Genomic DNA, 23,340 nt, shown 5'->3' on the forward strand with positions numbered 1-23,340 from the left:
CCGGGGCCCCCCCCCCGGCCCGGCGTCCCCCCCCCGCCCCCGCCCCCGCGCCACCCTCGTATCAAAAAACACACCCCACACACCCCCCCCCCCCCCCCCCCCACCCCCCCCCCCCCCCCCCCCCCCGAGGCTCTGAACAAGGACCGGCGATGTCGGCAGTGGAATTTCCGAAAGCTCCATCAGACAAGAAGGCACTGGAAGAAAGCATGGTCTTTTCGCCGCGCTTCGATGCCGGCGGCCTCGTCACCGTCGTCGTCACCGATGCCGAAGACGGCATGCTGCTGATGGTCGCGCATATGAACGCCGAAGCGCTGGCGCTGACGCTGGAAACCGGCATCGCCCACTACTGGTCGCGGTCGCGCAACGCTCTGTGGAAGAAGGGCGAAACGTCCGGGAATGTCCAGAAAATCGTCGAGATGCTCACGGATTGTGACCAGGATGCCATATGGTTGCGCGTCAAAGTGATGGGCCACGACGCAACCTGCCACACCGGCCGGCGTTCTTGCTTTTATCGGACGGTGGGACTGATCGGCGGCAAGGGGACGCTTGCCAGCGACGGCAGCAAGCCGCTGTTCGATGCGGAAAAAACGTATCGAAAGCCCCGTGAACCATCCATATGAACCATTCGCCGAACTGCAGCCACGTATATTCATGATTTCGGAACGGTCAGCCCGTATGTTGGCCGTGGGACAAGGGAGATTGTGATGCTCGAATGGGCGTCATCACGCAACAGACCGGACGTTCGAGAGGCCAATGGCCTGTCATCGTCCGCCGGTGCATCCGAAACGAACCCCGCCAAGAAAACAGGCATTTCGCTGGCATTGGGCGGCGGCTGCGCGCGCGGCTGGGCCCATATCGGCGTGCTGCGCGCGCTCGACGAAGCCGGCATCGAAGTGTCGATGATCGCCGGCACCTCGATCGGCGCGCTGGTCGGCGGCTGCTATCTTGCCGGCAAGCTGGACGAGTTGGAAGAATTCGCCAGAAGCCTGACCAAACGGCGCATTTTTGGCCTTCTCGACCTCAATCTGCGCGGCAGCGGCTTGTTCGGCGGCATGAAGCTCGATGCACGGCTGCGCGAGCACATGGCCGGCATCCGTTTCGAGGATCTGCCGAAGCCTTTCGTCTGCGTCACCTCGGAGATCCGCACCGGCCATGAAATCTGGCTGTCGGGCGGGTCGCTGATTACCGCCATGCGCGCCTCCTATGCGCTGCCCGGCGTTTTCGAACCGGTCAGTTGCAACGGGCGCGTGCTCGTCGACGGAGCGCTGGTCAATCCGGTGCCGGTCTCGGTCTGCCGCGCCTACGAGCAGCCGCTCGTGGTCGCGGTGAACCTTCACTACGATCTGTTCGGCCGCGCCGCCGTCATCAAGCACAGCGCCGGCGAACTGGTCATCGAAAAGGATGCGCCAAGGCCCGGCCAGATCGACGCAGGGCACCAGTACCAGACACGGCTCGGCATCACCGGCGTCATGGTCGAAGCCTTCAACATCATCCAGGACCGCATTTCGCGTGCGCGACTTGCCGGCGACCCGCCTGACATGTCGCTGCAGCCTAAACTCAGCCATATCGGCCTGACCGAGTTCCACCGCGCCGACGAGGCGATCCGCATCGGCTATCAGGTGACGATGGCCCAGATCGACGAGCTGGCCCGGCTGCAGACGGTTCTGGCTTAAACGCGATCCGCGCGGCAGAATCGGGAAGCGATTTTCAGGCGCATGCGGCATCGACGATGCGGAACTGCACCGTGCGGTTGCCGTTCCAGTGATTGCCCGACAGCGAACCGGCGACGTGCACCGGCTTGCCCCTGTTCTTGAACAGGAATTCGCCGAGCGCCGTATCGACGGCGCGAAAGGCGATCGCCTGGATGCGGCCGCCGCTTTCCGACTGCAACTCGGCGCGGATGTGATTGGTGCCGACCGGCCTTGCATCGGCGAGGCGATGGCGCGGCAGCGCGAAGATCGGTGCGACATGCCCGGCGCCGAACGGGCCGGCTTTCTCCAATGCATCGAGCAAGCCGAGCGTCGCGCCCTCGGCGGCCAGCGCACCGTCGATCGCCAGGCTTTCCTCGCCCTGCAGCCGGAACACGTCGGCCGCCGCTCGTTCCTCGAAGAAGGCCCTGAGCGCACCAAGTTTCGCCCGCTCCACTGTGATGCCGGCCGCCATGCCATGGCCGCCGCCCTTGACGATCAGCCCGGCAATGGCCGCCTCGCGCACCAGCCGGCCAAGGTCGAAGCCCGACACCGAACGGCCCGACCCCGTGCCGACACCGTTGGCGTTAAAGGCGATGGCGAAAGCGGGCCGGCGCGCATGGTCCTTGAGCCGCGAGGCCAGCAGGCCGACGATGCCCGGATGCCAGTTGGAGCTGGCGGTGACGACGATGGCCGGCCCATCGCCGCCGGCAAGCTCGGCATCGGCCTCCACGCGTGCCGCGGCCAGCATTTCCAATTCCATCTGTTGCCGCTCCTGATTGAGCCGGTCCAGCGTCTCGGCGATGGTGCGGGCCTCGACGGGATCGTCGGTGGCGAGCAGGCGGCTGCCGAGTGCTGCGTCGCCGATGCGCCCGCCGGCATTGATGCGCGGGCCGATCAGATAGGCCAGATGGAAGGTACTGACCGGCTCGCCGATGCGCGAGACCCGCGCCAACGCGGCCAGCCCTTCGTTCCTCTGCTGGCGCGCCATCTGCAGCCCCTTGACCACGAAAGCGCGGTTGACGCCGGTCAGCGGCACCACGTCGCAGACGGTCGCCAGGGCCACGAGGTCGAGCAAGCCGAGCAGGTCGGGCGATGCGGCATCCGGCAACCGGCCGCGCAGGACCTTCGCCGTCTGCACCAGAGCCAGGAAGACGACGCCGGCGGCACAAAGATGGCCCTGCCCCGAAAGGTCGTCCTCGCGATTGGGATTGACCACCGCAACCGCTGCCGGCAACGGACCGCCGAGCTGGTGATGATCGAGCACCACGACATCGGCGCCGGCAGCCTTCGCCGCGTCGATGGAGACGGCGCTGTTGGTGCCGCAATCGACGGTGACGATCAGCGTCGCGCCGCGCGAGACGAGTTCGCGCATGGCTTCCGGGTTGGGACCGTACCCCTCGAAGATACGATCCGGTATGTAGATCTCCGCTGGCACGGAGAAATGCGTGAGAAACCGCTTGAGCAGCGCCGAAGAGGCGGCGCCATCGACATCGTAGTCGCCGAAGATCGCCACCTTTTCCCTGGCAATGATTGCCCCGGCGATGCGGGCGGCGGCCTTGTTCATGTCGGTCAGCGACGCCGGGTCCGGCAAAAGGTCGCGGATGGTCGGATCAAGGAACCGCTCGGTCTGCTCGGCGGTCACGCCGCGCCCGGCAAGGACGCGCGCGACGATGTCCGGCACGCCATAGCCTTGCGCTATCGCAAGCGCGGTGATGTCCTGCCGCTCGGTCAGCCGGTGTTCCCAGGAAACACCTGATGCCGACTGCCTGACGTCGAGGAAGATACGGTTTTCGCCCGTCATGCGACGCGCCGTCTGCGGATTGTCATTTCTCACAATATGCGACGGCTAGCCGAGTCGGGAATCAAAACTTTTCCAGATCCTGATGCCTTGCCTTGATCTCGCGCACGGTGCGCGACGACGAGCGCAGCACGATCGTGTGCGTGGTGATGGAATTGCGGCCGAACTTGACGCCGGCCAGCATGTTGCCGTCGGTCACGCCGGTTGCCGCGAACAGCACGTCCCCGCGCGCCATGTCTTGCGCGCGGTAGACCCGCTTCGGATCCAAGACGCCCATCTTCGCCGCGCGCGCCAGCTTTTGCGGCGTGTCGAGGATCAGCCTTCCCTGCATCTGGCCGCCGGTGCAGCGCAACGCTGCCGCCGCCAGAACACCCTCCGGGGCGCCGCCGGTGCCGAGATAGATGTCGATGCCGGTTTCGTCCGGATCGGTGGTGTGGATGACGCCAGCGACGTCACCATCGCCGATCAGCCGGATCGCAGCGCCCGTGGCGCGCACCGCCTCGATCAGCGCGCCATGGCGCGGCCGGTCGAGGATGCAGGCGGTGATCTCCGACACCGGCACGCCCTTGGCCCTGGCCAGGCTGGCGATGTTTTCGGCCGGCGAGGCATCGATGTCGATGACGCCGTCCACGTAGCCCGGGCCAATGGCGATCTTGTCCATATAGACGTCGGGCGCAAACAGGAGACTGCCCTTTTCCGCAATGGCGATGACGGCCAGCGCATTAGGCAGGTTCTTGGCGCAGATCGTCGTGCCTTCGAGCGGGTCGAGCGCGATGTCGACCGCCGGGCCTTTGCCGGAACCGACCTCTTCGCCGATGTAGAGCATCGGCGCTTCGTCGCGCTCGCCCTCGCCGATCACCACCGTGCCGTTGATGGCGAGGCGGTTGAGCTCCTCGCGCATGGCGTCGACCGCAACCTGGTCGGCGGCCTTTTCGTCGCCGCGTCCGCGCAACCTTGCCGCCGCAACCGCAGCGCGTTCGGTGACACGCACCAGTTCCATGGTGAGTATCCGGTCTAGGCCGGCGACGATGTTCTGGGCAACGTTCATCGGTGGACAATCCTCGTTGGCACATTGCCTCCCGCCAGAGGCGCGCCGGTTGTGTCAAAGCTCCATGACAACAGCAAGACCTGGGCGGGACTTTTTTGAAAACACAACGATATCAATCGATTGAAGGAGAAGGAGAAATCCCTATTCCGCGCGCTCGATGCGGATAACCTGAGGCTTGTCGGTCAGATGATCGTCCTTGGTGATGCCGTCGACAGCCTTGCGGACCGCCGCTTCCGTCGTCTCGTGGGTGACGAGGATCACCGTCTTTTGCAAGGCGGTATCCGGCCCGGCGGCGTGCTGCACGATCGATTCCAGCGAAATGTCGTTGTCGGCCATGCGCTTGGCTATGGCGGCAAAGACGCCGATGCGGTCATGCACGGTCAGCCGGATGAAATAGCCGCCGGCATGGCTGCGCATCTGCGCCTTCTTGTACGGCCGCAATTCCTTCGCCGGCAGGCCGAAGACCGGACCGTGCTGGAAACCGGGCCGGCTCTTGGCGATGTCGGCAATATCGCCGACCACCGCCGATGCGGTGGCGTTGCCGCCGGCACCCGGACCGGAGAGCAGGAGTTCGCCCAGAATATCGGTCTCGATGGCCACCGCATTGGTGACGCCGTGCACCTGCGCGATGACCGAAGCCGTCGGCACCATGGTCGGGTGCACGCGCTGTTCGATACCGCTTTCCGTGCGTTGGGCGACGCCGAGCAGCTTTATCCGGTAGCCGAGATCGCTGGCCGCGCGGATGTCGGCCTGGCTGATGTTGGAAATCCCTTCCATGTAGATGTCGTTGGCGGCGATCCTCGTGCCGAAGGCAAGGCTGGTCAGGATCGACAGTTTGTGTGCGGTGTCGTGACCCTCGATGTCGAAAGTCGGGTCGGCCTCGGCATAGCCGAGCCGCTGCGCGTCCTTCAGGCAGTCGTCGAACGAGATGCCCTCGGCCTCCATGCGGGTCAGGATATAGTTGCATGTGCCGTTGAGGATACCGAAGACGCGGGTCACCGAATTGCCGGCCATCGCCTCGCGCATCGTCTTGATGACCGGAATGCCGCCCGCCACCGCCGCCTCGTAATTGAGCAGCACGCCCTTCCTCTCGGCGATCTCGGCCAGCGCCACGCCATGCTTGGCGAGCAGCGCCTTATTGGCGGTGACGACGTGGCGGCCGGCTTCAAGCGCTGCTTTCACGGATGATCGCGACGGCCCTTCGTCACCGCCGATCAGTTCGACAAAGACATCGATATCGGCGGCCTGCGCCATTCCTACCGGATCGTCGAACCACTTGACCGCGTCGAGATCGACGCCGCGGTCGCGTTTGCGATCGCGGGCCGAAACGGCTGACACGACGATCTCGCGGCCGCATTGCCGCGTCAGTTCCGCCGCCTTGTCGCGCAGCACGCGCGCCACCGACGCGCCAACGGTGCCGAGACCGGCGATTCCAACATGCAACGCTTCAGCCATGACCGCCGACGCCCCTCAAGGATTTGGTTGATGTGATCAAGCACTCAACGATGCGCGGCGAGCGGCACCACATTGTTGGGCTGTTTGGCGCTGGACGTTAGGAAGCGCTTGATGTTGCGCGCCGCCTGCCGGATCCGGTGCTCGTTCTCGACCAGCGCGATGCGCACATGATCGTCGCCATGCTCGCCGAAGCCGACGCCCGGCGCCACCGCCACATCGGCGTGCTCGATCAGAAGCTTGGAGAATTCGAGCGAACCGAGATGCTTGAACGGCTCCGGGATCGGCGCCCAGGCGAACATCGACGCCGCCGGCGCCGGAACAGTCCAGCCGGCGCGGCTGAAGGCGTCGACCATGACGTCGCGACGCTTGTGGTAGATGTCGCGCACTTCGGCGATATCGGCGCCGTCGCCGTTGAGCGCGTGCGCGGCCGCCACCTGGATCGGCGTGAAGGCGCCGTAGTCTAGATAGGATTTCACCCTGGTCAGCGCCGAGATCAGCCGCTCGTTGCCGACGGCAAATCCCATGCGCCAGCCGGGCATGGAAAACGTCTTCGACATCGAGGTGAACTCGACCGCCACGTCGATCGCGCCCGGCACCTGCAGCACCGAAGGCGGCGGATTGCCGTCAAAATAAATTTCCGAATAGGCAAGATCCGACAGGATGATGACGTCGTTCTTCTTGGCGAAGGCAACCACGTCCTTGTAGAAATCGAGCGAGGCGACCTGCGCCGTCGGGTTCGACGGATAATTGAGGATCAACGCCAGCGGCTTCGGGATCGAATGGCGAATGCCGCGCTCCAGCGCCGGAATGAAGCCGTCGTCCGGCTCAACCTGCAACGAGCGGATGACGCCGCCCGACATGATGAAGCCGAAAGCGTGGATCGGATAGGTCGGGTTGGGGCACAGGATCACGTCGCCGGGCGCGGTGATCGCCTGCGCCATATTGGCAAAGCCTTCCTTCGAGCCCAGCGTCGCCACCACTTGCGTGTCCGGGTCGAGTTTCACGCCGAAACGGCGGGCATAGTAATTGGCCTGGGCGCGGCGCAGGCCCGGAATGCCGCGCGACGACGAATAGCGGTGCGTGCGCGGGTCGCGCACGACCTCGCACAATTTGTCGACGATGGCCTTGGGCGTCGGCAGATCCGGATTGCCCATGCCAAGGTCGATGATGTCGGCGCCGCGCGAGCGGGCACTGGCCTTCAGCCGGTTGACCTGCTCGAAGACATAGGGCGGAAGCCGGCGGACCTTGTGAAATTCTTCCATGTCAATTCCAGACGGTCAAAGTGGTTTTTGGCAAAGGTGCTTGTCGGTCGCGCGATATAACCCTATTTGCAGGTAGGGTCGAGGGCGGGATCGCATTTGGCTTCGATCTGCTTCAGCGCGTCGGTGCCGTGCTTCCTTGCCAGTGTGTTCAGCGCCGCCTGGTTCGTGGCTTTGACTGCGCCGCCTTTTGAGCCCTGCGCCTGCTCGTCGGCTTTCAACTGGGCGAGCTTGGCGTTCTTTTCCGCCTCGGTGAACTGCTCTGCCGCTGCCTGCGGCGGGATATTCAGGTTGGGATAGGTGCCGGTGTTCTTTGGCCCGTCGCTAGCCGCGACAGGCGTGGTACCCTCGACGTTGGTGCTCGAACAGCCTGATATCGCCAGCAGGACGATCGCCGCCCCCATGCGGCAAAAACGACCAGTGCCAGAAAAACCAGTGGTAGAAAAAACAGCGTCGCCAATATTAATCGTCATATTGTTTCCTTGGCAGCCGAGGTAGAGCACGTTGGACCCTGTCGGACATCCCATGGTAATATGTCAAGAAAACGCTTCGGGAGGAACCCGCCAACCATGTCCAAAACACCCGATTCGGGAAAAACGGAAGATGAGCGGCCTTCCACCGTCGAGCAATATCTGGTGAAGGACCCGGAACGCTTCGCCTTGAACATGGCGCGCATGATCGAGCAGGCCGGCAAGGCGGCCTCCGCATGGGCCGAGCCGCGGGAAAAAGGTGAGGTGCGCGATCATGTCGCCGAGCCGGTCGTCGACATGGTGAAAACCTTCTCCAAGCTGAGCGAGTACTGGCTTTCCGATCCGCAGCGCGCGCTGGAGGCGCAGACGCGGCTGTTCTCCGGCTACATGACCGTCTGGGCCAACTCGATCCAGCGCCTCAGTGCCGGCGGCGAAGATGCCGACGACGCGGTCAAGCCCGAGCTCGGCGACAAGCGTTTCCAGGACCCGGAATGGGGCCGCAACGCTTTCTTCGATTTCCTCAAGCAGGCCTATCTCGTCACCTCGCGCTGGGCGGGCGAACTGGTCGAGCACGCCGATGGCCTGGACGAGCACACCCGCCACAAGGCCAGCTTCTACGTCAAGCAGGTATCCAACGCCATCTCGCCATCGAATTTCATTCTGACCAATCCGGAACTGTTTCGCGAGACCATCGCCTCGAATGGTGAAAACCTGGTGCGCGGCATGAAGATGCTGGCCGAGGACATCGCCGCCGGCAAGGGTGACCTGAAACTGAGGCAGGCAGATTACTCGTCCTTCGAGATCGGCAAGAACCTGGCCACGACACCCGGCAAGGTGGTGGGCCGCAGCGATGTCGCCGAGATCCTGCAATACGATCCTGCGACCGAGACCGTACTCAAGCGGCCGCTGCTGATCTGCCCGCCATGGATCAACAAATTTTACATTCTCGATCTCAACCCGCAAAAATCCTTCATCCGCTGGGCGGTCGAGCAGGGTCACACCGTCTTCGTCATCTCCTGGATCAACCCGGACGAGCGCCACGGCACCAAGAGCTGGGAGGCCTATATCAGAGAGGGCCTGCAATACGGCCTGGACACGATCGAAAAGGCCACCGGCGAAAAGCACGTCAACGCCGTCGGCTATTGCGTCGGCGGCACGCTTCTGGCGGCGGCCCTGGCGCTGATGGCGCAGGAAGGCGACCACCGCATCAAATCGGCCACGTTCTTCACTACGCAGGTCGATTTCACCTATGCCGGCGACCTGAAAGTGTTCGTCGACGAGGAGCAGGTCGCGGCCGTCGAAAAGGCGATGAACGAGAAGGGCTATCTCGACGGCACCAAGATGGCGACCGCCTTCAACATGCTGCGCTCGGGCGACCTGATCTGGCCCTATGTCGTCAACAACTACATGCGCGGCAAGGATCCCCTGCCCTTCGACCTGCTTTACTGGAACGCCGATTCGACCCGCATGGGCGCGGCCAATCATTCCTTCTACCTGCGCAATTGCTATCTCGAGAACAGACTTTCGCAAGGCATGATGGAGTTGGCGGGCCGCGTGGTGTCGCTGAAGGATATTACCATCCCAGTCTACAACCTCGCCTCGAAGGAAGACCATATCGCGCCGGCGCTTTCGGTTTTCCTCGGCTCCAAATATTTCGGCGGCGAAGTCGACTACGTCATGGCCGGCTCCGGCCACATCGCCGGCGTCGTCAATCCGCCGGCGGCGCAGAAGTATCATTACTGGACCGGCGGCAAGCCGGCGGGCGACTTCGACCAGTGGATCGCCGAGGCCACAAACCATCCCGGCTCCTGGTGGCCGCACTGGCAACGCTGGATCGAGGCCAAGGACAATACCCGCGTGCCGGCGCGTAAACCCGGCAAGCACATGAAAACCCTGGGCGATGCGCCAGGGACCTATGTCAAGGTGCGAGTGTAACCTTCTGTAATGTGTGGTGAGTTGACGCGCCGCCAAAAGAGGACGAAATGGTGTCGTCAACCCTTAAGCAGCCTCGATTCCTCTCTAGCCGTCGAATTACTCTGGGGCTTGCGGATTTGACACAGGTCTCGTTTCCGTTCGGGGACAAGGATTTATTTCGGCGAGTCGTTCCGACGCCGCGCCAATGATTTACCGGCCGGACATCGAGGGGGAATTTGGTTTTGAAATCAGCAGGATCGCGCCTCGCGAAGGGAGAAAGCCGCGCCATTGCGGTCGCGCTTTTCTCCGTGCTCCTGGCGTCCTGCACCTCGGCCGGTGACCCGTCCCTGTCAGTCGGCATGCCCGGTTATAACGCCTCTGCTACGGATATCAGCACGGCCTCTGGTACCCAACAGGTCGCCGTTGATTCGTCGTCGCAGATCACGACTTCACAGATGACGATGACCGCCGAGGGCGACGCAAGCCTTCCCGAGCAGGTCGCTTATGTGCCAATGGCCAAGCCGGGAACCCAGGGGGGAGCCCCCCAGGGAGGCGCCAAGTCCGATGCCGGCTTCCCCGTCACGGCTCCTGCGCGCGCAGACGCTACTGCGGGCCAGACGCCGCAGCCACAGGAACAGTCGGCGCAGACGGTTGAACAGGCCGACGCTGCTGCGCAGAAGACTGAAACCGCCGATGCAGGCACGGCCGCGCCGAAGTCCAAGGCCGAGGCCGCCGCGCCGGCGATGAACAACCCGGTTTATGTGACCGCCGGAGAGCCGCAGCCGCAAGCCTATGCGCCGAAGAAGAAAGGGTTCCTCGCCTCTTTGTTCAGCGCCACGCCCGCCTCGGCGGCCCCTGCCCCGCAGGCCAACAACAGGTCGGGCGAGCAACCGAAGGCGGCGCAGCCCAAGGCGGCGGCAAAACCGACCATCACCTTGGCCTCGGCCAAATCGGCTGAAAAGCCGGTGCAACTGGCTTCGATCGGCGATACCAGCCATTTCACCGATGACGCGCTGCCTGGCGTACGCAAGACCGCACTCTTCGAGATCAAGCGCAAATCCGGCCTCGACGACGACAGCGACGTCGATCTGAACGAGGATGAAGGCGGCGCCTATCAGGTGGCATCCGCTGCCGGGCTTGCCCGGCTGGCGCCCAACGGTCTTTTGAAGCAGACCGAGAATGTCGACGTTGCCTGCCTAAAACCTTCGCTGGTCCGCGTGCTCAAGACGATCGAGGGCCACTACGGCAAGAAGATGATCGTCACCTCCGGCTATCGTGACCCGGCCCGCAACCGCCGCGCCAACGGCGCCAAGAATTCGCTGCACATGTATTGCGCCGCTGCCGACATCCAGGTTCCAGGCGTCTCGAAAGCGCAACTGGCAAGCTACATACGCAGCATGCCCGGGCGCGGCGGTGTCGGCACCTACTGCCATACCGAATCCGTTCACATTGACGTCGGTCCCGAGCGCGACTGGAACTGGCGCTGCCGCCGGCGGCGGTAGCGGCTGGTTCTTCCCTCGTTTAATGCAACGTCCGCAATGCGCCGTCTCACGACGGCATACGGTGCCGCGTCGAACCGGGCTAAATCGCCGAAAATACGCGGTTTTGCGGCCACTGAAAAAAGTTGTCGCAGGCGGCTGCAGACGGGTTGCCGGTTTGGTGCAACGCAACTATAAGCGCTCACATCTGAGCGCGCCCATCGTCTAGCGGTCAGGACACCGCCCTTTCACGGCGGTAACAGGGGTTCGATTCCCCTTGGGCGTACCAGAAAAATCAAGCACTTAAGCCTCCCTGGCCTGATTTCATCGAATATCCACCGAATAAACCCCCGCGAATTTCAGCGAACAGAGAGCCAATGAAAAAGCCCGCCACCGTAAGGCAGCGGGCATTCCGATCAGACTTCGCGGAATAATGATGGACCTGAGACGTTGTCGATAGAGAACACCCTACCAAAGGAGGTTATCGATATGCGCCTTTTCATCCTGTTTTCGGTATTACTTTTGACTGCCTGCATGACAGCACCACGCGGCGAGGCTCCGCCCGCACCGCCAACCGCGTCTACATCGAGCGGGGGCAGTAGTGGCAGTGCCGGCGGTACTGGCGGTGGCGGCTACTAAAGACGCGATCGACACTCAGTTTTGGAAATCGCAGAGAACGCTAATCGCGCCGAACTGGACCGCCCCAGCAAAAAAGCCCGCCACCGTGAGGCAGCGGGCTTGCTGGTGTGTGTGCGGGTCAGTGCTTGTCGCTGCTGTCGCGATCATTCCAAAGCCGCTCGGCTTCTGCCCATGTGTCGGCAGTCGGCCCCTGTGCGCCGCAGCGCTTGCAGCGGACGTGATAGTCGCCGTCGAAATGCTCGACCGCGACGTCGCGGCTCTTGTCGAAGGGGCATTCCCGAAGGCGGGTTGGCATCAGGTTGGTTTCCGTTCAATCTCGATCGGTGCGGTGCTCATATTCCCCGTGCCCTCTTCACGTCCATGTGATTTTGCTGACACCGGGTTCTGACAAAATTCCTGATCGTTTGGAAATCGTCGCCTCGGGCGCACATCTCTTTGACTGCGGCGATGATCGCGAAAATTTCTAGCCTCAACCGCTGAGCCTCTTCCGGCGGCAGATCCAGCAGCATTGCATCGAGACTGGTTTTCTTCCGCGTAGCTGGATCGCGACATCGACAGGCGGCGCGGCGGTAGCGTCGATGATCATTGAAGCGGCAGCCAAGGCCGCCGCAGCGGCAGCGGCGGTTGAAGTAGCCGCGAGGCCAAGCAGAAGGCGGCGGCGGTTGATATCGGGCATGCCTTCGGCGGCTGCCCGAACAGTGATGTTCGACATGTGGTCTATTCCTCGTTAACTAGTTATATTTACCAGTTCACCATGAACCCGAATTATGTTACCGTCAACATCAAACTATGAAATATTCCTAGTAAGCCAATATGAGGACACAGAATGCTCACAACCGGAAACCAGCTTCGCGCAGCCCGCGCCTTGGCTGACATGGACCAAGGGACGCTTGCGAAGCGTGCCGGAATCAACATCAACACGGTAAGCGCCATGGAAAAGAAGGGCGCCGAAGGGCTCACGAGTGGCCTTGATAAGGTGCGCGCCGTGATGACCGTGCTGGAGGCGGAGGGTATCGAGTTTCTGAATCACGGAAGCCCAGGCGTCCGGCTGAAGGCGAAGCCGTGATCGTGGATGATCTGAGGCCAAGGGCTACCTGCCGAAAGGCGCAGCAGAATAGCTATGCTCGTCACCGTCAGCCGGGAGGAGTGTAGAGCGGCTCTCTGCATCGATGAACCAGGCACTGGCCATCGCGCGTCGGCACAAACCCTACCGCTGGGATTAACGACCAGTCGCACGCATTGCTGTACTGGCGGACGTAGAGGGCATAGGTGTTCGGGCCGGTGGTCAGCACCGCCGAGCCATGGCTCTGGATTAGCGCCTGCGTCTGTTGGCAGGTCATGGCGCGGGTGTCCGGCCTGGCCTGGGCGAGGGTTGTGAAGGCAAGCGTGACCGCTGCCGAGGTCAACGCAATCCGGCGAATGGACATGACGAGACTCCCATGATGAGCCATTTGGTTGACAAACTCGCATGTCGCAGGGCAGCTGTGCAATGGCGGCCTCCAAATCGGAATTCCCGACTGGAGCAAACCGCCCGCCCCGTGCGAACTGACGGCGTGCCGCTGGAGCCCGCAACCGAGGACGCTCTCAACTCCATCGCGGCTGAAATGAAAATTGGCCGGGCGGATCTCATTCAAACCGTGCTCCGCGAATGGCTGGAGACAAACGCCTATCTGCCAGTCCGAACGATCGACGAGGAAAGCGAGACGGACGGCAGCGCTTAGGGGGCTTCCGTGATCGCGTACCTACCGCCCGCCCCAACCTCTGTTAGCCTGGTCGTGCGGCGGACCCCAATCCGCCCGGCCGGCGCCCTACAGGCAATCTACCCCAACGCCCCCCACAGTGGCGCCAGCCACTTTCAGCCCCCTCGTTCGAATGTTGGCTTCCAGTCGCGATTGCGCGCCCGCTGCTGGCCTTCGTAGTCAGGAATGCATGTGAAGAACACCTGCCGGCGGTCACGACCGGCAGCCTTGCAATTTGCGCAGACAAAGAGCCCGACTAGGTCGTCATGCATCGAGCCGTGGTCACGGCCGAGCCTGTCAATCAGCGCCTGGATATCGAGCTTCGTCGATTTGGAGCACATGGGGTGTCCGCAATTGACATAGAGGGTTTCGCGGGCGGCCCGGCTGTCGGCGAGGGTCTTTTGGGGCATAGCGATCTCCGTTGAAGGGCTCGCCGCAACGGGGAGGAATATAATTCGGGCGGCGCGCGGACTGTTGAACTGGACTGTCCGCGATCTTGCCGACAAGTCGGGCGTGCACAGGAACACCGTGACCAGAATCGAGACTGAAGCGACAACGCCAGGGCACTCCATCGCGGCCGTTCAAGCATCCCTCGAAGCGGCCGGCGTCGAATTCATCCCGGAGAATGGCGGTGGCGCCGGCGTGAGGCTGAAGAAGGATTGACGCGCCGCCCATGCCCGCGCGATGCCTTAGCGAGGGTGCGAGAAGGCGCGAGAGCGCCGGCACAAGCGGATTCTGGACACGGTGCGCGACAACGACATCGCGATCATCGGGCGCTGAGATCAGGGCGATCCTGCAAGGCCTCCGGCTTTGCGGGTTTGTTAATCCCGCCCGATCAGGACGCTTCCTGCACTTCCTCGACTTGTGGCGTCACGGGTGCAGGATTAATGACGTAGGTGTTCGAGGTCAGGTCGCTTGTAGATCGGATGATGATACCGTCGTCTCTTAATCGGGCAAACGTTGCCCTTGCGATACGCATGGGCTTGCCTTTGGCATCTGCGGCTGTGACTTTGTTCGACCAGGGAACGTGAGTGATGGTGTCAACGCGCTTGAGAAAGCGCTTTTCCCTCTCGGTCAACTCGATCACGCCCGTTCCTCCATATCGTTGGCAGCGTTTGGCTGGCCGGTAACGCCGATGATGCGACTCCGTTCCAAGGACCCACACGCCAAGCGCTCGCGCGGTGCACCAAATTGAGATCGTGTCTTGCTGCCGGTCATCGCCCGTCCTTTGCCTTGCCGTACGCATTCGGGATGGTGTCGGGCGTGTAGATCAGCCCGACTTTCTTGCCGCCGCACTTGGCGCATTTCAGCTTTGGAATGAGGTCATCCGCGCCATTGCCGGCGCGTCTGGACGCGGCAGCACCGCTTAGGGCTTTCGCGCCCTTGCGGGGCGAAGCTTGCGAGTCACTAGACGTTGCTCCACGATGACCATCATGCGAGGGGCACAGCAATCATGGCCACAAGGTTTCAGTCATCTGAGAGCCGCAGCTTTTGGGCAGGCATTATCCTGTGGTCAATTTTGGATTTTGCGATCGTCCTGGCTATAGCGTCGATGTGGAACGATTGGCCGGCCATTGGTGGTAGCCGCGGCAGCCACCATCGCAATTTGGTTGGCTCAAATGGTGCTGGCCCTCTACAGCTTCGCTCGCTACATGGCATACTTCTGGTTTTTTGAGAGGGAGAGCCTAACTAGGGCAACGGTTGATCAGCTTGTTCAACTGAAAATGCCGGCTCCCAATGAGCTTTACAACGACGTTGATGAATATCTGCTGTCGGCGGCAAACGATCCATCAACATCAAACGACGGCAGATTGTTTGCTGGAGCTACGCTCGGCATTTTGGAAGCCACAAGGAAGTTCGGACCCAGGGGCGTCGCTATCTCAACCGCTATGGTCATCGAAGAAAGCCTCCGCCGATATAGTCGTTTGAAGCTGGCTCAAGAATGACCGGTTGCCGAGTGCTTTGCCGTCACTGCGAACGCTCGACAGCAAACGTTGGCGCGTCATCTCCCCCGCCGGCCTGGAGAAATTCAACGACAGCAGAAAGAAGTCGCTCGGCCACGATCCTATTCATGGCCAGCTCAATCGTGCCGCTGTCGGTCTCCAGTTCGAGCAGTCCGATCAGCGGATCGGCCGACATCCATGTGGTGTCGGCGGAGAGCAGTTTGGTGAATCCGGTTTTGCTGGGCTTGCGTTTCATGGTGCCTCCATCGGCTGGAGAAGCTTCCGGGGGCAGTGTTCGTTCGAATGATGCTTTTCGGTTGCCTTTGAGCGCAAGTTTTTGGTCAGCCAGCACAGCGCCTCCTCTTAAGCTCGCTGGTGGTCAAGGCCCGGCGGCCGGCTGATGGTCACCCCAATAGGGCTGCCGGGCCGCTAGAACTTGCTCAACGGATGGCGCGGACTTCATGACCCGGATTAGAACCAACAACCACACCAGCGGCATCCTCTTTGGCGAGGTGCTATATCATGCCGATCCCGAGCACCCGCCGCCATCCTATGTGTCGCAATATGGGGTGCAGGAAGATGAAACGGCTAATCAAATACGACCCTAAGCGCCACATGCGCTACGATCCGGACCTGCTGCCCCGCACGGGGCACAGGTACAAGCCAGCCAAACCGGCCCACGATGCCGTATGGTGGCCCAATGTCATTTCGGTAATTGCTATTGCCGGTTTCTTCTTCCTCACGTTCATCTGGAGCTGACGATGCTGCCTTTTGTGCAGGCAGATGGTCTCTCAGGCAGGCCGCTGCTCAGCCATTTGTGCAAGAAGTTCGTACCGCGGGTGCTCATTCCGTCACAAGCCGGCGGAGCGCATTAAGTTCCTTCGTCCCAGAAATCCTGCAGCGAGGCATGGCGAAGGTCTTCCTCGCCGCGCAGGTGCTTACGCGGGCTTTGATTCCCGGCTTGACCCACTGAGTTGCCGGCCGCTTCTTCATGTCCTTGGGCGCCGGACTATTCGGTCGGCATTGGTTGGACGCAAGCGCCATGCTCCTGATCAAGAGCCGTCGTCTACACGCTCGGCTATAGCGAACGCCTGTAGGTTTTTCGCCTTTCCGTCGTCCTGGTCGGCGTTGGCGATAATCGAAAAGAACGCCGCGCGGGCGATGTCTTTCTTTGACGCGTTCGGATGTTCTTTCCTTGCCGCCTTCAGCAGTTGTTTCGGCGTCATATCCGGCGTCACGATCCGCATCAGAGTATCGCTGATCGCCTGCAATTCGGCTGCATCCATTGCGACAACGCTCCTTCTTTGGCTCCCCACTGCCAAGTCTAGCAGAGCGCCTTTATGAGCTGAAACTAAAATTCACGCTACATGGAAGCCTCGCCGGCGCGTTCCGGCTGGCCGGCTGTCTCATACGGGCGAAAGCAGCCCTTCGCCAGAAGGGCGTTAACCAGCCAGGCCGTGCAGTGCCGCTCCGCAATGGGGCGGAGAGACAGAGAGAAGAAGCCGCGCCGAGAGTTTCAGTCTTCCTTCAAATCTCCGGCTTCGTCTTTGAGCTTGGCCCAGTCGGCACCATGTTTACGCAACAAAGCGCGCGCCTGTTTCGGCGAGACGTCGGTAATTTCAGTCAGGTGCTCTACCTCCAGCTCTTGCCCCTGCACCACGCGGCTCGCCTCCTTCTTTCCCTTCTTTTCTTTCTTTTCTTTGGTAGCCATCTCTGTGTCCTTCTCCTGCATCATCGGATGAACGAGGACTGAGAAGTGTGGTTCCGGCTCGCGCATTGTCGTTCGCCGGCTTGAGGTCCGGCCGCAGTTGGTCGAGGCGGGCGGTTGTTTGTGACAGTTTTATGACCCATCATGCGGTGGGGTGCCTCCGATTACCGTGAAGCGACGCTGCGCGAGGCCATCATGCAGGAAACGGAACTGAAGCTCGAGCTTTCGCGGTCGGGTGCAGGGTCGCTCCTGAAGAAAAATCCGTTCGGATCCTCGCCCACCATTCTTCAGCAGAGATCCATCTATTTCGACACCCCCCGGATGGGATCTGTCCAAGCGCGGCCTGTCGCTTCGCATTCGGCAATCGGGAAATGAACGGATACAAACCGTCAAAGCCGGCGATGGCGCCGCGGCCGGATCGATTACACGCGAGGAATGGGAGCGACCGGTCGCCGGCGATGCACCGATACTTGACGATCCGCAGATCCGAGACCTGCTTGCAGGGGCTGGCTCAAAGCTCGCGCCCTTGTTCGAGGTTCATGTCAAACGGCATTCCTGGAATGTGATTGATGACGACGCCACGGTCGAGGTCGCTTTGGATATCGGCAAGGTCGTTGCAGCCGATCGCGAGTCGCCGCTCTGTGAGATCGAGTTGGAAAAGAAGGCGGGCCCACCGAGAGCGCTGTTCGCGCTCGCCCGGAAAGTCGACCTGATCACGCCGGCGCATCTCGGGGTGATGAGCAAAGCGGAACGGGGCTATCGTCTGCTTGGCCCGGCGCCCGGTGCTGCGAAAGCGGCTCCGACCCCGCTCACGTCCGACATGAGCGCAGCAACGGCTTTCGCGTGCATCGCCGCGGCTTGTCTCAGACAGTTTCGTCTCAATGAGGCGGCGCTGGGCTGGTCCGGCGATGCCGAGGCCCTGCACCAAGCTCGGGTGTCGCTGCGACGGTTGCGCTCCCTATTCTCGATCTGCAAGTCGCTGTTCGATGACAGCCGTTTCGACCACCTGCGAGAAGAATTCAAATGGCTTACCTCGGAACTTGGCGATGCGCGCAATATCGACGTGATGATCGACCGTGCTTCGAGCGAGGCTCTTTCAAGCTGCCTTCGTGAAGCACGCGACGAGGCCTATGCGGCGGTCGAAGCATCGCTGTCCTCAACGCGCGCCCGCTCCTTGATGATCGATGCCACCGAGTGGATCTCCATCGAGGGCTGGCGAACCCAATCGGACGAAACGTTGCACGTGCAGTCGTCAAAGGATTTCGCCTCGATGGTATTTGATAAATTTCGGAAAAAGGTGGCGAAGGACGGCGACAACCTCATCGATGCCGATGACGAGAGCCGTCATAAAGTGCGCATCGCCGCAAAGAAACTGCGCTATGCGGCGGAGTTCTTCGAGCCGCTTTACAACAACAAGACGGAAGCCAAACGCCATCGACGGTTCATCAAGGCCCTGAAGGACCTGCAGGATCAGCTCGGAAGCCTCAACGATATCGCCACCGCCCCCGATATGCTGGCAGCGCTGGAGCTTTCGGAGGTGGCTGGGGCGAAGGATCTCTACAGCGCCGAAGACAAATCCAAGCTTCTTGAGGACGCCGCGAAAGCGCACGACGCCTTTGTCAACACGAGGCGCTTCTGGCGTTGAGGCAGCATGCAGAACCATAGGGACCGACGAAGCTCTAGCACCGCTTGCCAGCAGGCGACGAGGAGGCGGATCGTGCGGAGTGGAGAGAAGTTGTGACGGTTGTTTTTGGGCTTGACCCAGTGCTCGAGCCCGAGCGCGCGCGGCACACTCACGACACGCATCTCGCCCGAGCGCGTTGGATGACCGAGCATGGCTACCGACAACTTGTTCGAGCCGGTCACCATTGATTCCCAGCTAATGACAAAGCGAGTCATTTGAAACTGGAACCTTTGTTATCATCGCGTGTTCGACGGTCATGATCAGGTTCAGGGATGCCCGGTGCCAAGGTTTTACGCCGAGCAGATGGTCGGTGGTGCAGTCATGTCGCGAACCCTGATTGTCGTTGGTCTCATCATAGTTGCGGTGGGCTTATTGTGGCCCTGGTTGTCACGGATGGGCCTTGGCAGACTGCCTGGTGACATCGTGATCGAGCGTGAGAACGTCACGTTCTATGCTCCGATCGCCACCGGGATCCTGATCAGCGTCGTGCTCTCGATTATTCTGTGGCTGGTCAACCGGTAGCGGGACACTCGGGACCACAGCCGGCCCCCTTCTGGACTCTTCCTCGCGATGGTCGCATTCTCCCTTTGGGGAAGAAGGGCGTGGACAAATCTCGCTACGACAATCGGTCTGGCCGGTGGCGAAAGCGCGCCGGCAGAAGAACGCCGTCACGGCGGATGCCGCGACCGCTCTTGGGGCTGATCTTCCTCGGCGTCGGCACGCTTGCCTCCATAGCCACCCAATTCGTGATCCAGAGCACAGCAGGCCTCCAGAGCACGGTAACGAACTGGATTGAGCCGCCGCCTAGTGCAATGGAAGGCCGGGCCTCTGTAATCGACGGCGACACCGCACCGTGGGATGATCCCAGCCCCAGCTTCTCCTGTGGCTGCCTTGTGTGTCCTCGCCCTGCTCTGTCAGATTTGTCCATGTGATGTTGTTCGTGTTGCGCTTGCACGCTCCACCGATCAGGAGGCCATCGGCAACGGTATCGATATTGAGGGTTTGCCGGTTCCGTTTTGCTCAATGTCCGGTAGCTGTGCCGAATCCGATCGCGTTGTCAGATCAAACCCGACCACGCGCAACATCACCAGGAAGAGAGCGGGCCGGGCAGAAGTCGCCGCAACGTCGCCGCTGGACGCTGCCGGTTGCGCTCGAGCGATGCAGATGCCGGTGGCGGAGCCAGCGCCGTTCCCGGTATGATCGACCTGTTATGCCCGGGGCCGCAGCCTTCTCGCCCTTCAGCGGACGGATGAGGCGGCCCAGGCTTTCACGCTGGTCCTTGAAATGGATCGCCCGCGCCGGCGGAAACCGCCCTGCGCGCCAAGGCCCGGCGACAATTGCAGCAGTTGAGGACAGCCAAGCCGCTCTACATTCTAAAGAAACCTGAGCGCGAGACGCCCGTCATCCAGCCGTCGGTGCCGCTGGGGCTGACAAATCTGCTTAAGGTTGCGCGGCCGGCAACCACGAGCCGCTCCATCTCTTCTGTTGCTTGACGAGGGGCTTGCCTTAGGATCAGCACGCGATTGGCCCGTCCAGAGCGGCCAAACGCAACGGCAATCAAGTCGGGAGAGGTCCCCTGCCGCTGCAAGCCGCTCAAACAACTCGGCGCCGCCTCGTCATGGAGCCGGTTGGGGCCAGCGCTGCAACGCAGCACGGCCAAGGTCGCTCAGCGCATAGACGCCGCGCTCGGCCCTGGCGAACCAGCCATAGACGTTGTGAAGCAGGATCTTGGCAGCGCGCGGTGAAATGGTTTTCAAGTCGCGCGGACGCTTCGGGCCGTCAACCATCGCGGCGGCGCAGGCCAGCGCATCCTGCCGGTAAGCGGTCATTATCGGCGTACGCGAGCCACCGCCGACTACAGGGTCGCCTCGCCGGCGCCGATGCTCGTCCACCAGACGCGATCTTCGCCTCGGATCTCGCCTTGGCGGCAGGGCGGCCGGGCTGAGCAGCAATTCGACGTTGCCGGCGGAGCCAACCCCCAGAAGCCCGAAACCAAGCCGCCTGCAGAGTGCGCGGAACCGGCGATCATGCTCACGGCCTTTGCCGTGGGCCGACATCCGCGCCGCAAGCCAGACCTCATCGCATGACGCAGCACGATCGACACCTTGAAGTATGAGCTCGAGGTTGAACTGCAATTTCAATTCGCAGATGACGACCACGGGCGGCTCGCCGTCGCGCAACCCCACGACGTCGCAACCACCAACTTCGCCTTTTACGGTGAATTCCAGGCCCTCAAGAAACCGCTTCACCGGCATGTAAAGAGACGTTTCCTGCATGCGCGAGGCATAGCCGATTCGTGACTGGCTGGCACAGCATCACCAAAGGGCATGCCGCTCTGGGGCAGATTTGCCGCTCGTCGAACGCATGGAAGTGTGGGATGCCAGCTCGGCCGCTAAGCCCTCAGCCCCCTCGCCTCGCCAGAACGCTTGCCCGGAACGATCATATCCCTGGCCAGCAGGCGGCTGACTCGGCAGAACGCCATGAACGCCCGGCAAGCCTCCTCGGTCTCGACCAGGTCGACCGTGGCGCCGAAGCAGGCATTGAATGCGGCCTGATAGACCGGGCCCTGCCGACGAACCGGCCAGCCTTGCAGGAAATCCAGCGCCTGTTCGACGCTGTAGATTTCCTCGACCGGCAGGCCAGGCGCGGTCGTGATGCGCACCGGCACCTCGAATTGCAATCTGTCCATTCCTGTCTCTCCAGAACGCGTGCCCGCAGCAGCGCCGCTCGTCGCAAAAAAGTTGCTTTGACCGGCTTTTCGCTTAGGCCTCTCTTCTTGTTCAGAAATATGTCGTCAGTGCGGACGAGCACCCCGGCACGGGCCGGATAGGCACAAGATGAAGCCGCAAGACATGAATATCGCCGGCTTGAGCCCATCGCCGGCAGTTCGTCCTTGAACCTGGCGCCGTCCGGTGCCAAATCTGGGAGGATTTTCGCGCGGGCTCATTGGAAGCCCTTTCTTCCGGCAAGACGGACACAATGGTCACCTATCTCGACGCCGCCATGGCACCACTCAGAAACACCGGCCAGATCCGCCTCTATGGCGAAGAAGGCTTTGCCGGCATGCGCAAGGCCTGCGATCTCACCGCGCGCTGCCTCGACGAACTGGTGTCGATCGTCGCACCGGGCGTCACCACCGAAACCATCGACCGTTTCGTCTTCGAGTTCGGCATGGATCACGGCGCATTGCCGGCGACGCTCAACTATCGCGGCTACACGAAGTCGTCCTGCACCTCGATCAACCACGTTGTCTGCCATGGCATTCCCGACAACAAGCCGTTGAAGGACGGCGACATCGTCAACATCGACGTCACCTACATCCTCGATGGCTGGCATGGCGATTCCTCGCGTATGTATCCGGTTGGCACGATCAAGCGCGCCGCCGAGCGCCTGCTCGAGGTCACGCATGAATGCCTGATGCGCGGCATCGCGGCGATCAAGCCCGGCGCCCGCACCGGCGCCATCGGCGCCGCCATCCAGACCTATGCCGAAAGCGAGCGCTGCTCGGTGGTGCGCGATTTCTGCGGCCACGGCGTCGGCCAGCTCTTTCACGATGCGCCGAACATCCTGCACTATGGCAGCGCCAGCGAGGGCGTCGAGATGCGGCCGGGCATGATCTTCACCGTCGAGCCGATGATCAATCTCGGCCGGCCGCACGTAAAAGTGCTGTCGGACGGCTGGACGGCGGTGACACGCGACCGCTCGCTGTCGGCGCAGTACGAGCACACGATCGGCGTCACCGAAACCGGATGCGAGATTTTCACGCTGTCGCCAAAAAGCCTCGACCGTCCCGGCCTGCCGGCCTAAGCTGGAGGCAAGGGAATACCAGACAGTTTGCAACCATCTATTACCCGCTGCATAGCCTTGGTCGAACCACGGGAACTGAAGGAGGCGGAATCTTGGTTGCCGGAGATATCGTACCCGACGTTGATCTTTCCCTTTGAGTCTTTGATCTCTGCAATAACAGCCATCAACTCTGGTATTCGGCCTACCGCGACGACCCCTGCATAATTGTCATTCCACGTCCGTATTGTCGCCTCAAGCTTAAGCGGAGAGGCGCTGCTGCCTTGGATGTAGAGCATTGCCGGTGTTTCAGTTACCTCTTCAAACTCTTTCTTGCGGAGGACATAGGCAACAAATAACGTCTCTTTGCTATCGCATTGAACAACCAGCGAATCGCGAGCGCCACCTTCGGTCGCGATCACCTTTGTCACGCCAAACACATCTGGACCTTCGGTTCTGGCCTCCCAAGCACAAGCAGGCTGAATACTAATCGCCGCAGCAAGCAGAAAAAAAATCTTAAACATTTCAGAACCCTCCACCGAGATAAATAGAAGCAGATGGGCGAGGGTTTGTCGACTTCATATCCTCGGCCTGCCGTTTCAATTTCCTTCAGCGCACGCTAGTGCTGGACGCGCAAGAATACTCCAAGTTTTTTGAATCCATCCACCGTGCTTTCGAAAATTGATTCCGAATTTCGGGCCGATGCTGTAGTGCTTCTCCCTGCGTCGGAT

Annotated in this window: 28 protein-coding genes and 1 tRNA gene; 13 read left to right on the forward strand and 16 right to left on the reverse strand. The window is 61.7% G+C overall.

The annotated features are described in order from the left end of the window. Window positions 1-149 precede the first annotated feature (149 nt). Together hisI and AC0L3N_RS10385 are read left to right on the forward strand one after the other, a co-directional pair. Entirely contained in the window at window positions 150-620 is a 471-nt protein-coding gene (gene hisI / locus AC0L3N_RS10380) for a phosphoribosyl-AMP cyclohydrolase (RefSeq protein ID WP_473547535.1), read from the forward strand. Between the two features lie 84 nt (window positions 621-704). Beyond that, a complete protein-coding gene (locus AC0L3N_RS10385) occupies window positions 705-1,673 on the forward strand; it encodes a patatin family protein (protein WP_473547537.1) in 969 nt (322 codons plus the stop codon). A 34-nt stretch (window positions 1,674-1,707) separates the two neighbouring features. Here AC0L3N_RS10385 and recJ read toward each other — a convergent pair whose 3' ends face one another. From recJ to AC0L3N_RS10410, 5 genes are all read right to left on the reverse strand, one after another. Further along, window positions 1,708-3,492, reverse strand: a complete 1,785-nt coding sequence (recJ, locus tag AC0L3N_RS10390) for a single-stranded-DNA-specific exonuclease RecJ (RefSeq protein ID WP_473547539.1) — start codon at window positions 3,490-3,492, stop codon at window positions 1,708-1,710. 61 nt (window positions 3,493-3,553) lie between these two features. After that, complete coding sequence (gene glpX, locus AC0L3N_RS10395) at window positions 3,554-4,537, reverse strand: class II fructose-bisphosphatase (RefSeq protein ID WP_473547541.1); 984 nt, start codon at window positions 4,535-4,537, stop codon at window positions 3,554-3,556. 141 nt (window positions 4,538-4,678) lie between these two features. Then, the gene (locus AC0L3N_RS10400; protein WP_473547543.1) at window positions 4,679-5,992 is read right to left on the reverse strand and encodes a homoserine dehydrogenase; all 1,314 of its coding nucleotides are present in this window, start codon (window positions 5,990-5,992) and stop codon (window positions 4,679-4,681) included. A gap of 44 nt (window positions 5,993-6,036) precedes the next feature. Further along, window positions 6,037-7,254, reverse strand: a complete 1,218-nt coding sequence (locus AC0L3N_RS10405) for an LL-diaminopimelate aminotransferase (protein WP_192355510.1) — start codon at window positions 7,252-7,254, stop codon at window positions 6,037-6,039. Window positions 7,255-7,316: 62 nt separating this feature from the next. Continuing rightward, window positions 7,317-7,754, reverse strand: coding sequence for a hypothetical protein (locus AC0L3N_RS10410; protein ID WP_473547545.1), 438 nt, complete (start codon window positions 7,752-7,754; stop codon window positions 7,317-7,319). Between the two features lie 66 nt (window positions 7,755-7,820). Between AC0L3N_RS10410 and phaC the strand changes: the two genes are divergently transcribed. The 3 genes from phaC (at window position 7,821) to AC0L3N_RS10425 (ending at window position 11,402) form a co-directional block, all read left to right on the forward strand. Beyond that, a complete protein-coding gene (gene phaC, locus AC0L3N_RS10415) occupies window positions 7,821-9,656 on the forward strand; it encodes a class I poly(R)-hydroxyalkanoic acid synthase (protein WP_473547547.1) in 1,836 nt (611 codons plus the stop codon). A 215-nt stretch (window positions 9,657-9,871) separates the two neighbouring features. Beyond that, complete coding sequence (locus tag AC0L3N_RS10420) at window positions 9,872-11,137, forward strand: YcbK family protein (protein WP_473547549.1); 1,266 nt, start codon at window positions 9,872-9,874, stop codon at window positions 11,135-11,137. 190 nt (window positions 11,138-11,327) lie between these two features. Next, window positions 11,328-11,402 (forward strand) — tRNA-Glu (locus tag AC0L3N_RS10425). Window positions 11,403-11,870: 468 nt separating this feature from the next. On the opposite strand, the gene AC0L3N_RS10430 is transcribed toward AC0L3N_RS10425, so the two are convergent. Beyond that, a complete protein-coding gene (locus AC0L3N_RS10430) occupies window positions 11,871-12,047 on the reverse strand; it encodes a Lar family restriction alleviation protein (RefSeq protein ID WP_473547551.1) in 177 nt (58 codons plus the stop codon). A gap of 174 nt (window positions 12,048-12,221) precedes the next feature. Continuing rightward, window positions 12,222-12,464: a hypothetical protein gene (locus AC0L3N_RS10435; protein ID WP_473547553.1), complete on the reverse strand. Its 243-nt coding sequence runs from the start codon at window positions 12,462-12,464 to the stop codon at window positions 12,222-12,224. Between the two features lie 114 nt (window positions 12,465-12,578). Between AC0L3N_RS10435 and AC0L3N_RS10440 the strand changes: the two genes are divergently transcribed. Continuing rightward, a complete protein-coding gene (locus AC0L3N_RS10440) occupies window positions 12,579-12,818 on the forward strand; it encodes a helix-turn-helix domain-containing protein (RefSeq protein ID WP_258116554.1) in 240 nt (79 codons plus the stop codon). Between the two features lie 67 nt (window positions 12,819-12,885). On the opposite strand, the gene AC0L3N_RS10445 is transcribed toward AC0L3N_RS10440, so the two are convergent. Then, on the reverse strand, window positions 12,886-13,179 hold the full coding sequence (locus AC0L3N_RS10445; protein ID WP_123150685.1) for a hypothetical protein: 294 nt from the start codon (window positions 13,177-13,179) through the stop codon (window positions 12,886-12,888). A gap of 12 nt (window positions 13,180-13,191) precedes the next feature. Between AC0L3N_RS10445 and AC0L3N_RS10450 the strand changes: the two genes are divergently transcribed. After that, window positions 13,192-13,473, forward strand: a complete 282-nt coding sequence (locus AC0L3N_RS10450; protein ID WP_473547555.1) for a hypothetical protein — start codon at window positions 13,192-13,194, stop codon at window positions 13,471-13,473. A 134-nt stretch (window positions 13,474-13,607) separates the two neighbouring features. Here the strand turns inward: AC0L3N_RS10450 and AC0L3N_RS10455 are convergent, their stop codons facing one another. Beyond that, window positions 13,608-13,901: a hypothetical protein gene (locus AC0L3N_RS10455; RefSeq protein ID WP_473547557.1), complete on the reverse strand. Its 294-nt coding sequence runs from the start codon at window positions 13,899-13,901 to the stop codon at window positions 13,608-13,610. 43 nt (window positions 13,902-13,944) lie between these two features. On the opposite strand from AC0L3N_RS10455, the gene AC0L3N_RS10460 reads away from it, so the two are divergent. Next, the gene (locus tag AC0L3N_RS10460) at window positions 13,945-14,154 is read left to right on the forward strand and encodes a helix-turn-helix domain-containing protein (protein WP_473547628.1); all 210 of its coding nucleotides are present in this window, start codon (window positions 13,945-13,947) and stop codon (window positions 14,152-14,154) included. Window positions 14,155-14,326: 172 nt separating this feature from the next. Here AC0L3N_RS10460 and AC0L3N_RS10465 read toward each other — a convergent pair whose 3' ends face one another. Next, window positions 14,327-14,578: a hypothetical protein gene (locus tag AC0L3N_RS10465; RefSeq protein ID WP_128181854.1), complete on the reverse strand. Its 252-nt coding sequence runs from the start codon at window positions 14,576-14,578 to the stop codon at window positions 14,327-14,329. Window positions 14,579-15,110: 532 nt separating this feature from the next. Here AC0L3N_RS10465 and AC0L3N_RS10470 point away from each other — a divergent pair. Beyond that, on the forward strand, window positions 15,111-15,437 hold the full coding sequence (locus AC0L3N_RS10470) for a hypothetical protein (protein ID WP_473547559.1): 327 nt from the start codon (window positions 15,111-15,113) through the stop codon (window positions 15,435-15,437). Between the two features lie 22 nt (window positions 15,438-15,459). Here AC0L3N_RS10470 and AC0L3N_RS10475 read toward each other — a convergent pair whose 3' ends face one another. Beyond that, window positions 15,460-15,690, reverse strand: a complete 231-nt coding sequence (locus tag AC0L3N_RS10475; protein WP_473547561.1) for a hypothetical protein — start codon at window positions 15,688-15,690, stop codon at window positions 15,460-15,462. A 323-nt stretch (window positions 15,691-16,013) separates the two neighbouring features. Here AC0L3N_RS10475 and AC0L3N_RS10480 point away from each other — a divergent pair, with 323 nt between their 5' ends. Then, the gene (locus AC0L3N_RS10480) at window positions 16,014-16,193 is read left to right on the forward strand and encodes a hypothetical protein (RefSeq protein ID WP_192356397.1); all 180 of its coding nucleotides are present in this window, start codon (window positions 16,014-16,016) and stop codon (window positions 16,191-16,193) included. A gap of 293 nt (window positions 16,194-16,486) precedes the next feature. On the opposite strand, the gene AC0L3N_RS10485 is transcribed toward AC0L3N_RS10480, so the two are convergent. Both AC0L3N_RS10485 and AC0L3N_RS10490 read right to left on the reverse strand, forming a co-directional pair. Beyond that, entirely contained in the window at window positions 16,487-16,720 is a 234-nt protein-coding gene (locus AC0L3N_RS10485) for a hypothetical protein (RefSeq protein ID WP_123150678.1), read from the reverse strand. A gap of 230 nt (window positions 16,721-16,950) precedes the next feature. Next, window positions 16,951-17,211 (reverse strand): hypothetical protein, encoded by a 261-nt coding sequence (locus AC0L3N_RS10490; protein ID WP_473547563.1) that lies wholly within the window; start codon window positions 17,209-17,211, stop codon window positions 16,951-16,953. Between the two features lie 286 nt (window positions 17,212-17,497). On the opposite strand from AC0L3N_RS10490, the gene AC0L3N_RS10495 reads away from it, so the two are divergent. Next, on the forward strand, window positions 17,498-18,787 hold the full coding sequence (locus tag AC0L3N_RS10495) for a CYTH and CHAD domain-containing protein (protein ID WP_473547629.1): 1,290 nt from the start codon (window positions 17,498-17,500) through the stop codon (window positions 18,785-18,787). A 318-nt stretch (window positions 18,788-19,105) separates the two neighbouring features. Beyond that, on the forward strand, window positions 19,106-19,348 hold the full coding sequence (locus AC0L3N_RS10500) for a DUF2905 domain-containing protein (protein WP_473547565.1): 243 nt from the start codon (window positions 19,106-19,108) through the stop codon (window positions 19,346-19,348). Window positions 19,349-20,442: 1,094 nt separating this feature from the next. On the opposite strand, the gene AC0L3N_RS10505 is transcribed toward AC0L3N_RS10500, so the two are convergent. Together AC0L3N_RS10505 and AC0L3N_RS10510 are read right to left on the reverse strand one after the other, a co-directional pair. Further along, entirely contained in the window at window positions 20,443-21,102 is a 660-nt protein-coding gene (locus AC0L3N_RS10505; protein WP_473547567.1) for a DUF2161 domain-containing phosphodiesterase, read from the reverse strand. 116 nt (window positions 21,103-21,218) lie between these two features. Then, on the reverse strand, window positions 21,219-21,515 hold the full coding sequence (locus tag AC0L3N_RS10510) for a DUF982 domain-containing protein (RefSeq protein WP_473547569.1): 297 nt from the start codon (window positions 21,513-21,515) through the stop codon (window positions 21,219-21,221). A 290-nt stretch (window positions 21,516-21,805) separates the two neighbouring features. Here AC0L3N_RS10510 and map point away from each other — a divergent pair, with 290 nt between their 5' ends. Further along, window positions 21,806-22,633, forward strand: a complete 828-nt coding sequence (gene map / locus AC0L3N_RS10515) for a type I methionyl aminopeptidase (RefSeq protein ID WP_123150673.1) — start codon at window positions 21,806-21,808, stop codon at window positions 22,631-22,633. Here the strand turns inward: map and AC0L3N_RS10520 are convergent. Next, window positions 22,630-23,133, reverse strand: a complete 504-nt coding sequence (locus AC0L3N_RS10520; RefSeq protein ID WP_473547571.1) for a hypothetical protein — start codon at window positions 23,131-23,133, stop codon at window positions 22,630-22,632. The two genes, map and AC0L3N_RS10520, sit on opposite strands and share 4 nt — an antisense overlap. Window positions 23,134-23,340: the final 207 nt, after the last annotated feature.

The organism is Mesorhizobium sp. WSM4807, assembly GCF_055811615.1.

Bases quoted from the DNA above. Each gene is read 5' to 3' on its own strand.
- glpX (WP_473547541.1), bottom strand. From the start codon at position 4,537: ATGAACGTTGCCCAGAACATCGTCGCCGGCCTAGACCGGATACTCACC.
- AC0L3N_RS10475 (WP_473547561.1), bottom strand. From the start codon at position 15,690: ATGAAACGCAAGCCCAGCAAAACCGGATTCACCAAACTGCTCTCCGCC.
- AC0L3N_RS10440 (WP_258116554.1), top strand. From the start codon at position 12,579: ATGCTCACAACCGGAAACCAGCTTCGCGCAGCCCGCGCCTTGGCTGAC.
- AC0L3N_RS10445 (WP_123150685.1), bottom strand. From the start codon at position 13,179: ATGTCCATTCGCCGGATTGCGTTGACCTCGGCAGCGGTCACGCTTGCC.
- AC0L3N_RS10490 (WP_473547563.1), bottom strand. From the start codon at position 17,211: ATGCGCGAGCCGGAACCACACTTCTCAGTCCTCGTTCATCCGATGATG.
- AC0L3N_RS10455 (WP_473547557.1), bottom strand. From the start codon at position 13,901: ATGCCCCAAAAGACCCTCGCCGACAGCCGGGCCGCCCGCGAAACCCTC.
- AC0L3N_RS10405 (WP_192355510.1), bottom strand. From the start codon at position 7,254: ATGGAAGAATTTCACAAGGTCCGCCGGCTTCCGCCCTATGTCTTCGAG.
- phaC (WP_473547547.1), top strand. From the start codon at position 7,821: ATGTCCAAAACACCCGATTCGGGAAAAACGGAAGATGAGCGGCCTTCC.
- AC0L3N_RS10470 (WP_473547559.1), top strand. From the start codon at position 15,111: ATGGTGCTGGCCCTCTACAGCTTCGCTCGCTACATGGCATACTTCTGG.
- AC0L3N_RS10480 (WP_192356397.1), top strand. From the start codon at position 16,014: ATGAAACGGCTAATCAAATACGACCCTAAGCGCCACATGCGCTACGAT.
- AC0L3N_RS10430 (WP_473547551.1), bottom strand. From the start codon at position 12,047: ATGCCAACCCGCCTTCGGGAATGCCCCTTCGACAAGAGCCGCGACGTC.
- hisI (WP_473547535.1), top strand. From the start codon at position 150: ATGTCGGCAGTGGAATTTCCGAAAGCTCCATCAGACAAGAAGGCACTG.
- AC0L3N_RS10385 (WP_473547537.1), top strand. From the start codon at position 705: ATGCTCGAATGGGCGTCATCACGCAACAGACCGGACGTTCGAGAGGCC.
- AC0L3N_RS10400 (WP_473547543.1), bottom strand. From the start codon at position 5,992: ATGGCTGAAGCGTTGCATGTTGGAATCGCCGGTCTCGGCACCGTTGGC.
- map (WP_123150673.1), top strand. From the start codon at position 21,806: ATGGTCACCTATCTCGACGCCGCCATGGCACCACTCAGAAACACCGGC.
- AC0L3N_RS10435 (WP_473547553.1), bottom strand. From the start codon at position 12,464: ATGTCGAACATCACTGTTCGGGCAGCCGCCGAAGGCATGCCCGATATC.
- AC0L3N_RS10485 (WP_123150678.1), bottom strand. From the start codon at position 16,720: ATGGATGCAGCCGAATTGCAGGCGATCAGCGATACTCTGATGCGGATC.
- AC0L3N_RS10510 (WP_473547569.1), bottom strand. From the start codon at position 21,515: ATGGACAGATTGCAATTCGAGGTGCCGGTGCGCATCACGACCGCGCCT.
- AC0L3N_RS10450 (WP_473547555.1), top strand. From the start codon at position 13,192: ATGATGAGCCATTTGGTTGACAAACTCGCATGTCGCAGGGCAGCTGTG.
- AC0L3N_RS10505 (WP_473547567.1), bottom strand. From the start codon at position 21,102: ATGCAGGAAACGTCTCTTTACATGCCGGTGAAGCGGTTTCTTGAGGGC.
- AC0L3N_RS10520 (WP_473547571.1), bottom strand. From the start codon at position 23,133: ATGTTTAAGATTTTTTTTCTGCTTGCTGCGGCGATTAGTATTCAGCCT.
- recJ (WP_473547539.1), bottom strand. From the start codon at position 3,492: ATGACGGGCGAAAACCGTATCTTCCTCGACGTCAGGCAGTCGGCATCA.